Origin of the sequence: Kitasatospora sp. NPDC057738, from assembly GCF_042798815.1 — a bacterium.
Taxonomy (GTDB): Bacteria; Actinomycetota; Actinomycetes; order Streptomycetales; family Streptomycetaceae; genus Kitasatospora; species Kitasatospora lactacystinica.
This window is the reverse complement of the sequence record NZ_JBHVJT010000023.1, coordinates 23,890-32,167: the sequence shown is the minus strand read 5'-3', so window position 1 is coordinate 32,167 and position 8,278 is coordinate 23,890. Positions and strand designations below refer to the sequence as shown.

8 protein-coding genes are annotated in these 8,278 nt (G+C 72.3%); 3 read left to right on the top strand and 5 right to left on the bottom strand.

Annotation, left to right across the window (positions count from 1 at the left end; genetic code table 11):
* Positions 1 to 427: 427 nt before the first annotated feature.
* From ACFVGO_RS15220 to moaA, 3 genes are all read left to right on the top strand, one after another.
* A complete protein-coding gene (locus ACFVGO_RS15220; RefSeq protein WP_359911500.1) occupies positions 428 to 784 on the top strand; it encodes a DUF485 domain-containing protein in 357 nt (118 codons plus the stop codon).
* The gene (locus tag ACFVGO_RS15215) at positions 781 to 2,388 is read left to right on the top strand and encodes a cation acetate symporter (RefSeq protein WP_380353176.1); all 1,608 of its coding nucleotides are present in this window, start codon (positions 781 to 783) and stop codon (positions 2,386 to 2,388) included. The genes ACFVGO_RS15220 and ACFVGO_RS15215 overlap by 4 nt, the downstream gene beginning before the upstream one ends.
* A 76-nt stretch (positions 2,389 to 2,464) precedes the next feature.
* Positions 2,465 to 3,454 (top strand): GTP 3',8-cyclase MoaA, encoded by a 990-nt coding sequence (gene moaA / locus ACFVGO_RS15210; RefSeq protein ID WP_359911515.1) that lies wholly within the window; start codon positions 2,465 to 2,467, stop codon positions 3,452 to 3,454.
* A 77-nt stretch (positions 3,455 to 3,531) separates the two neighbouring features.
* Here moaA and ACFVGO_RS15205 read toward each other — a convergent pair whose 3' ends face one another.
* The 5 genes from ACFVGO_RS15205 to ACFVGO_RS15185 all read right to left on the bottom strand — a co-directional run bounded on the left by ACFVGO_RS15205 (position 3,532) and on the right by ACFVGO_RS15185 (position 8,188).
* Positions 3,532 to 3,771, bottom strand: a complete 240-nt coding sequence (locus ACFVGO_RS15205; RefSeq protein ID WP_359911494.1) for a hypothetical protein — start codon at positions 3,769 to 3,771, stop codon at positions 3,532 to 3,534.
* Positions 3,772 to 4,036: 265 nt separating this feature from the next.
* Positions 4,037 to 4,420 carry a DUF3099 domain-containing protein gene (locus ACFVGO_RS15200; RefSeq protein ID WP_359911491.1) on the bottom strand — a complete coding sequence of 128 codons (384 nt, stop codon included), beginning with the start codon at positions 4,418 to 4,420 and terminating at the stop codon, positions 4,037 to 4,039.
* A 186-nt stretch (positions 4,421 to 4,606) separates the two neighbouring features.
* Positions 4,607 to 5,155: an RNA 2'-phosphotransferase gene (locus ACFVGO_RS15195; RefSeq protein WP_380632192.1), complete on the bottom strand. Its 549-nt coding sequence runs from the start codon at positions 5,153 to 5,155 to the stop codon at positions 4,607 to 4,609.
* A 31-nt stretch (positions 5,156 to 5,186) separates the two neighbouring features.
* Complete coding sequence (locus tag ACFVGO_RS15190) at positions 5,187 to 6,584, bottom strand: metallopeptidase TldD-related protein (RefSeq protein WP_380353178.1); 1,398 nt, start codon at positions 6,582 to 6,584, stop codon at positions 5,187 to 5,189.
* Entirely contained in the window at positions 6,584 to 8,188 is a 1,605-nt protein-coding gene (locus tag ACFVGO_RS15185) for a TldD/PmbA family protein (RefSeq protein WP_380632190.1), read from the bottom strand. The genes ACFVGO_RS15190 and ACFVGO_RS15185 overlap by 1 nt, the downstream gene beginning before the upstream one ends.
* Between the last annotated feature and the right edge of the window lie 90 nt (positions 8,189 to 8,278).

The window sequence follows — 8,278 nt, the reverse complement described above, 5'->3', positions numbered from 1 at the left end:
GACGTCCCAGATGGTGACCGCGCAAGGGACACCGTCTTGTTCGCGAGGGTGCGGGTCAGTTTTTGACCCCCCGCCCCCCCGCCCCCCACCCCTCCCTGCGCCTTCGGGGTGCGGCACGGGCCGGTGTCGTTTCCCGGTGTCGTTTCCCGGGGCCGCTCCCGGTGTCGTTCCCGGGGGAGGGCGCGGGCGGCGGCCGGGTGTCGGGTGTCGGGGGCTGGGGGGCGGTCCGGTGCGGCGAAGTCGCTGAGATGGACTGCTTTTCGGCCAATCGGATGGTGCGAGGGGGTGAACGCTCGACTGATCGCGGTCAACCCCTTCCGGGGCGGGCAGGACGCTCCTAGCATTGCGCGGCGCCAGACATGTGACGCCCCTCACGTTCGATCGATCCCCCCGTGTGACAAATACGCCGAAGGAGTGAGGAGACAGCGTGGATTCGCCGCCGCTCACCACCGCCGCCACGGAAGCCCAACTCATCGACGACAGCGAGGAGTTCCGAACCCTGCGGCGCTCGTTCCGGAGCTTCGCCTTCCCGGTCACCATCGGTTTCGTGCTCTGGTACCTGCTCTACGTCCTGCTCTCCTGCTACGCGCCGGGACTGATGCGCACCAAGGTCCTCGGGCACGTCAACGTGGCCCTGGTGCTCGGGCTGCTCCAGTTCGTGACCACCTTCGCGATCGCCGCCTGGTACGCCCGCTACGCGGACCGGCGGATCGACCCGTCCGCCGCGGCGATCCGCGAGGCGCACGGCGCCGTCGTCCACGCACCCCGGGAGCCCGCCGAATGACTTCGCTCGCCAGCTCCGCCACCGAGCACCGCGGTCTGACGATGGCCCTGTTCGGCGTCTTCGTCCTGGCCACCCTCGGCATCACCGTCTGGGCCGGGCGGCAGACCAGGAGCGCCTCCGACTTCTACGCCGGCGGCCGCGGCTTCACCGGCTTCCAGAACGGCCTGGCCATCTCCGGCGACTACATGTCCGCCGCGTCCTTCCTCGGCATCGCCGGGACCATCGCGCTCACCGGCTACGACGGCTTCCTCTACTCGATCGGCTTCCTGGTCGCCTGGCTGGTCGCGCTGCTGCTGATCGCCGAACCGCTGCGCAACTCCGGTCGCTTCACGATGGCGGACGTCCTCGCGTTCCGGATGCGCCAGCGCCCGGTGCGCACCGCGGCGGGCGTCTCCACCATCGTGGTGTCGATCTTCTACCTGCTCGCCCAGATGGTCGGCGCCGGCACCCTGGTCGCGCTGCTGCTGGGCGCGGAGGGGAACGCCGCCAAGCGCTGGACCATCGTCGGGGTCGGCGCGCTGATGATCATCTATGTGGTGATCGGAGGGATGAAGGGCACCACCTGGGTGCAGATCGTCAAGGCGGTGCTGCTGATCGCCGGCGCCGCGCTGATGACCGTCCTGGTACTGGCCAAGTACCACTTCAACCCCTCCGAACTGCTCGGCGCGGCGGCGAGCGCGAGCGGCAAGGGCGAGGCCTTCCTCCAACCAGGGCAGAAGTACGGCAGCGGCACCGCCAAGCTCGACTTCATCAGCCTGGGCATCGCGCTGGTCCTCGGCACCGCCGGCCTGCCGCACATCCTGGTCCGCTTCTACACCGTTCCCACCGCCAAGGCGGCCCGGAAGTCGGTGCTCTGGGCGATCGGCATCATCGGCGTCTTCTACCTGATGACCCTGGCGCTCGGCTTCGGCGCCGCCGCGCTGGTCGGCTCCAAGGCGATCAAGGCGGCGAACGCGGCGGGCAACACCGCGGCGCCCCAGCTGGCCGAGGCGCTCGGCGGAGGCGCCGGGACCACCGGCGGCGCGATCCTGCTCGCGGTGATCTCCGCGGTCGCCTTCGCCACCATCCTGGCCGTGGTCGCCGGGCTCACGCTCGCCTCCTCGGCCTCCTTCGCGCACGACCTCTACGCCAACGTGATCCGGCGCGGGAAGGCGAGCGAGAAGGAGGAGGTGCGCTCGGCGAAGTGGGCCGCGGTCGCGATCGGGGCCGTCGCGATCGTGCTCAGCCTCTTCGCGGACAAGCTCAACACCGCCGCCCTGGTCGCCCTGGCCTTCGCGGTCGCCGCCTCGGCGAACCTGCCCACCCTGCTCTACTCGCTGTTCTGGAAGCGCTTCACCACCGTCGGCGCGGTCAGCTCGGTCTACGCCGGACTGATCACCTCGGTGACGCTGGTGGTCTTCTCCCCGGTGGTCTCCGGCGCGAAGACCTCGCTCTTCCCGCACTCCGACTTCCACTGGTTCCCGCTGGAGAACCCCGGCCTGGTCTCCATCCCGGTCGGCTTCCTGGCCGGCTGGCTCGGCACGCTGCTGTCCAGGGAACAGTCCGACCCGGCGAAGTACGCTGAACTGGAGGTGCGCTCGCTGACCGGGCTGGGCGCCCACTGATCGTTCCGCGATGACTATGCTGGCCCGGCCCGCCGTGACGGTGGCCGGGCCGGCCGCATCTCGGGGAAGGACGCACGTGCTGCTCGACACCTTCGGACGACAGGCCGTCGACCTGCGGGTCTCCCTCACGGACCGGTGCAACCTGCGCTGCACCTACTGCATGCCGGAGGAGGGCCTGCAGTGGCTCGCCAAGCCGGACCTGCTCACCGACGAGGAGATCGTGCGGCTCGTCACCGTCGCCGTGCGCGACCTGGGCGTGCGCGAGGTCCGCTTCACCGGCGGCGAGCCGCTGCTGCGCCCCGGACTGGTCGCCGTCGTCGCCGCCTGCTCGGAGCTGGAACCGCGCCCGGAACTCTCACTGACCACCAACGGCATCGGGCTGGCCCGCACCGCGACGGCGCTGCGCGAGGCCGGCCTCGACCGGGTCAACGTCTCGCTGGACACCCTCGACCCCGAGGTCTTCCACACCCTCACCCGCCGCCACCGCCACCAGGACGTGCTGGACGGGCTGGCCGCCGCCGAGGCCGCCGGGCTCGCGCCGGTGAAGCTGAACGCGGTACTGATGCGCGGGGTCAACGACCACGAGGCGGCCGACCTGCTGGCCTGGTGCCTGGAGCGGGGCTACGAGCTGCGCTTCATCGAGCAGATGCCGCTGGACGCCCAGCACGGCTGGGACCGCGCGTCGATGGTCACCGCGACGGAGATCCTCGACCTGCTGCGGGCCCGCTTCGCGCTCACCCCGGAGCCGTCCGAGCGCCGGGGCGCGGCACCCGCCGAGCGCTGGCTGGTGGACGGCGGCCCCGGCCGGGTGGGCGTGATCGCCTCGGTCACCCGTCCGTTCTGCCGGGCCTGCGACCGCACCCGGCTGACCGCCGACGGCCAGGTGCGCAACTGCCTGTTCGCGACCGGCGAGACCGACCTGCGCACCGCGCTGCGCTCGGGCGCGGACGACGCCGAACTGGCCGCGCTGTGGCGGGCGGCGATGTGGGGCAAGAAGGCCGGGGCCGGGATCGACGACCCGGAGTTCCTCCAGCCCGAGCGGCCGATGTCCGCGATCGGCGGCTAGGCGGTCCCTCGGCGGCGGACCGCTTTCCGGACCGGTCCGTCCTCCGGGCCGACTCGCCGGAGCCCCCGGACGGGTTGCTAGGCAGCCCCGCCGGAACTCTCGACGGCCTCGGGGGTCCAGTCGGCGAAGGCGACGACCTCCTTGAGGAAGCCGCGCACCCCGAGGAACTGGGAGAGGTGCTCGCGGTGCTCGTCGCAGGCGAGCCAGGTCTTGCGGCGGTCGGGGGTGTGCAGCTTGGGGTTGTTCCACACCAGCACCCAGCCGGCGTCCGCCCGGCAGCCCTTGGCGGAGCAGATCGGCGTCTGCGGGGTGTCCATCGGGCCGTCCTCAACGATTGGCGGGTGACGTCTGCACCGCCAGTCTGTCACGCCCGCTCGGGCCGACCGGATCCGGGCATGGCGACGCCGGGCAGCCACGGGGGGAGCCGCCCGGCGTCGGTCCGTCGCTCCGACGGGGGATGCGGAGCGCGTACGCAGTATGTCACGCCACCACCCTCGGATGGGGAGGTCTTGCATGATTAATCTGAGCTTCTTTTGAGCTTTCGACGAGCTGAACGAGGGCGAAGTGGCGTGAAACGGACGGTCAGTCCACGTCCTGTGAAGGATCGGTGGGAGCGGCCTTTGCCTCACCTGTACCGGCCTTCGCACCAGCCCCACCCGCCCCACCGGGGCCGAGCATCAGCGGGGTGTCGAGCGGGAAGTCGAAGGTGCTCGGCAGCCCCGGGGCCCGCTCCCGGCCCGCGTTGGCGATCAGCACCGCGAAGTACGGCAGCAGGACGGCCCCCGCCAGGGCGGCGAACGCCAGCACCCGCTGGACGTCCCACAGCACCACGGCGAGCAGCACGCAGGCCGTGCGGACCAGCATCGAGATGACGTAGCGGCGCTGGCGTCCCCGGACGTCCTCGGTGAGGCTGCTGCGCGCCCCCGTGATCCGGAAGACCTGCCCGTCGTCGGCGCTCTTGCCCATGTGTCCTACCGCCCTCGTCGCGCACCCGCGCGCCTTGCCGCGCGGCCTCCTCACGGTACGCCCGGGCACGGGTGGGGACGAGACCGGGTGGGCCGGACCCACCCGGTCGGGTACGCGAAGGGCCTGTCCGGCGGAGCGGACAGACCCAACGGTCGCGGTCGTCGGCGCGGGGCGCGGCCCGGCGGGCTACGAGCGTCGGGAGAGGTACCGCGGGGGCACGGCGTCGGTGAGCCAGACGCCGTTCTCACTGAGCCGGAACTCGTGGCCGGCCGCCGTCATCGCCGCCGCGTTCACGGTCAGCACCACCGGACGGCCGTGCCGGGCGCCGACCCCGGTCGCCGTCCCGGTGTCCGCCGAGAGGTGGACGTCCTGGCGGGCCATCGGGCGCAGGCCCTCGCGGAAGATCGCCGCCAGGTGCCGGTCGGCGGTGCCGTGGTAGAGCACCGGCGGTGGCACGGCGGCGGCCAGACCGAGGTCGACCGCCACCGTGTGGCCCTGATTGGCGCGGATCGAGAGACCGTCCGGCGAATAGCCGAAGCGGCGCTTGTTGTTGGTCGCCACGACGTGGTCCAGCTCGGCCCGCGTGAGCGGCCTGCCCCGGGCGGCGAGCGCGTCGAGCAGCTCGTCGACCCGGACCCAGCCGGCCCCGTCCAGCGTGACCCCCACCAGCCCGGGTTCGTGCCGCAGGATGCGCGACAGCATCTTGCTCGATCTGACCATGCGCTTCTCGTCCATCATGTCTCTCGTATCCCCCGTTGGTCAGCGGCTAGGAGGCCCGGCTGACCGAACTCATGTTGAAGTCCGTGACACGCACGGGTGGCATCGCGGTGCGGGTGACGTTGTCGCTCCACTCGCGGGGCAGGCAGCGTTCGGTGCGGCCCACCTCGGTGATCCGGTTCAGCAGGTCCACCGGGGACTCGTTGAACCGGAAGTTGTTGACCTCGCCGACGACCTCGCCGTTCTCCACCAGGTAGACGCCGTCCCGGGTGAGCCCGGTGAGCAGCAGCGTCGCCGGGTCCACCTCGCGGATGTACCAGAGGCAGGTGAGCAGCAGGCCGCGCTCGGTGCGGGCGATCATCTCGTCCAGGGTCGGCGCCGACTCCTGGTCGGCCGTCTCCAGGACGAGGTTGTCGATCGCCGGGCGCAGCGGCAGGCCGGTGAGGGCCGCCGCGTGACGGCTGGTGATCAGGTCGTTCAGCACGCCGTCGCGGATCCACTCGGTGGCGGCGACCGGCTGGCCGTTGTCGAAGACCGAGTAGTCCCCGCCGGTGGAGTGGGTGAGCACGAACGGCGCGGCCTCCAGGTGGGGCTCGTGCGGGTCGGAGCGCAGCGTCAGCGGCAGGCCGCTGAGCTTGTCGCCGATCCGGGTGCCCCCGCCGGGCTTGGAGAAGACCGTCCGGCCCTCCTGGGCGTCCCGGCCGCCGGAGGACCAGTTGAGGACGATCAGCAGGTCGGCCACGGCCGAGGGCGGCAGCAGCGCCTCGTACCGCCCGGCCGGCAGGTCCACCTTGCGGGCGCCCCAGCCGAGCCGCCTGGTCAGCTCGGTGTGCAGGGCGGCGACGTCGATGTCGGCGAAGTCCCGGGTGGACGCGCCCACCCAGGCGGAGCTGGACAGGTCGGCGGTCTTGGCGTTGATCTCGACCATGCCGGTGGGCTGGTCGTGGCGCAGCCGCAGGCCGGTGGAGCTGCCCAGGTAGCTGGAGGTCATCTCGTGCCGGGCGAAGCCGTACAGCAGTTCGCCCCGGGCGGCGGCGCGGGCGAAGGCCTCGCCGAGGGCCGGGCCGAAGGCGTCGAACACCTCGACGGAGGTCAGCGCGGGCGGCTCGGTGAAGTCCGGCGAGGACGGCCGGTCGGCGATCAGCGGCTGCGCGTCCTCGGCCGGTCCGGCCGCGCGGGCGGCCTCCTCGGCGGCCCGCACCAGCTCCTCCACCTCCTGCTCGGTGACGGCCTCGCGGGAGACCACGCCGGAGGCGGTGCCCTCGGCGCCGGCCACGGTGGCGATCACGGTGAGGCGGCGGCCGCGAGTGACGCCGTTGGTGGTCAGCGCGTTGCCCGCCCAGCGCAGATTGGCGGTGGACTCCTCGTCGGCGATCACCACGCAGCCGTCGGCGCGGGAGAAGCCGAGCGCCAGCTCGACGAGTTCGTGGGGCTGCTTCGCGGTCATCAGTGACCCGCCTCCTGCTGGGTGTTGAGCACGTTGACGTTGCGGAACAGCGCCGACGGGCAGCCGTGGCTGACCGCCGCGATCTGACCGGGCTGCGCCTTGCCGCAGTTGAAGGCGCCGCCGAGGAAGTAGGTCTGCGGGCCGCCGACCGCCGCCATCGAGCCCCAGAAGTCGGTGGTGGTGGCCTGGTAGGCGAAGTCCTTCACCTGGCCCGCGAGTTCGCCGTTCTTGATGGCGTAGGCGCGTTGCCCGGTGAACTGGAAGTTGTACCGCTGCTGGTCGATCGACCACGAGCGGTCGCCCACGATGTACAGGCCGTTCTCCACCCCGGCGAACAGGCCCTCGGTGTCCGGGCCGTCGGCGGCCGGCTGCAGCGAGACGTTGGCCATCCGCTGCACCGGGACGTGCGCCGGGGAATCGGCGAAGGCGCAGCCGTTGGAGCGCTCGAAGCCCTTCAGCTCGGCGATGCGGCGGTCGAGCTGGTAGCCGACCAGGACACCGTCCTTGATGAGGTCCCAGGACTGGGTGGCCACGCCCTCGTCGTCGTAGCCGATGGTGGACAGCCCGTGCTCGGCGGTGCGGTCGCCGGTGACGTGCATCAGCTCGGAGCCGTACTTGAGCGAGCCGAGCTGGTCGAAGGTGGCGAAGGAGGTGCCGGCGTAGGCGGCCTCGTAGCCGAGCGCGCGGTCCAGCTCGGTGGCGTGGCCGATCGACTCGTGGATGGTCAGCCAGAGGTTCGTCGGGTCGATGACCAGGTCGTAGCGGCCCGCCTCGACGCTCGGGGCCCGCATCTTCTCGGCCAGCAGGACGGGCAGTTCGGCGAGCTCGGCGTCCCAGTCCCAGCCGGTGCCGGCTCCGGAGCCGGTGAGGCCGCGTCCGTCGGGGGACGACCCCCGGGCCCCCACGATGAACTCGTAGCCGCGGCCGACCGGCGGGGCCAGGGTCGTCATCGAGTCGAAGGCGCCGGTGCGCTCGTCGACCGAGGTGGCCTCCAGGTCGGAGTGCACCCGGATCCGCTGCTGGGTGGTCACCGTGCCCGCGGTGTCCGCGTAGAACTTGTTCTCCTGGACGGTCCGCAGGGCCGCCTGGACGTGCGAGACGCCCTCGGCGGCCAGCAGCCGGGAGCTGCGCTCGGCGAGCAGGGCGGTCTTCTCGGCGTCCGGCACCTCGAAGGGGTTGACCTCGTACGCGGAGACCCAGGTGACGTCCCGGTGGACCGGCTCGTCGGCCAGCTCGACCCGCTCGGTGGAGCCGGCCGCCCGGCTGATCCCGCCGGAGAGCCGGGCCACCGCGACGGCCTGCTCGGCGACCCGGGCCGCCGCGTCGGGGGTGAGGTCGACGCCGGCGGCGAAGCCCCAGGCGCCGTCCAGCACCACCCGGACGGCGAAACCGAGCTGCACGCTGTCGGAGGTGCCGGCCGGACGCGCGTCGCGCAGCCGCCAGGAGGCACTGCGGATCCGCTCCAGGCGGAAGTCGGCGTGGCTCGAGCCCAGTTCGCGGGCCCGGGCGAGGGCGGCGTCCGCGAGCGGCCGCAGCGGCAGGGCGAGGAACAGCGGGTCGACGGCGCGCCCGTGCGGGGCGCCGGAGCGATCGGCCGGAGGGATCGGAGGCAATCGTGCTCCCAGGTCGCGGAGGGTGGCGGTGCGGCGCCACAGGGGCGCCCGCACCGCATCATTTCCCGTCCACAGGGTTTC

What these genes read in the sequence shown, in the direction of transcription:
- ACFVGO_RS15200 (WP_359911491.1), bottom strand. Translation starts at nt 4,420, where the DNA reads ATGGGCAAGAGCGCCGACGACGGGCAGGTCTTCCGGATCACGGGGGCG.
- ACFVGO_RS15195 (WP_380632192.1), bottom strand. Translation starts at nt 5,155, where the DNA reads ATGGACGAGAAGCGCATGGTCAGATCGAGCAAGATGCTGTCGCGCATC.
- ACFVGO_RS15190 (WP_380353178.1), bottom strand. Translation starts at nt 6,584, where the DNA reads ATGACCGCGAAGCAGCCCCACGAACTCGTCGAGCTGGCGCTCGGCTTC.
- ACFVGO_RS15215 (WP_380353176.1), top strand. Translation starts at nt 781, where the DNA reads ATGACTTCGCTCGCCAGCTCCGCCACCGAGCACCGCGGTCTGACGATG.
- ACFVGO_RS15205 (WP_359911494.1), bottom strand. Translation starts at nt 3,771, where the DNA reads ATGGACACCCCGCAGACGCCGATCTGCTCCGCCAAGGGCTGCCGGGCG.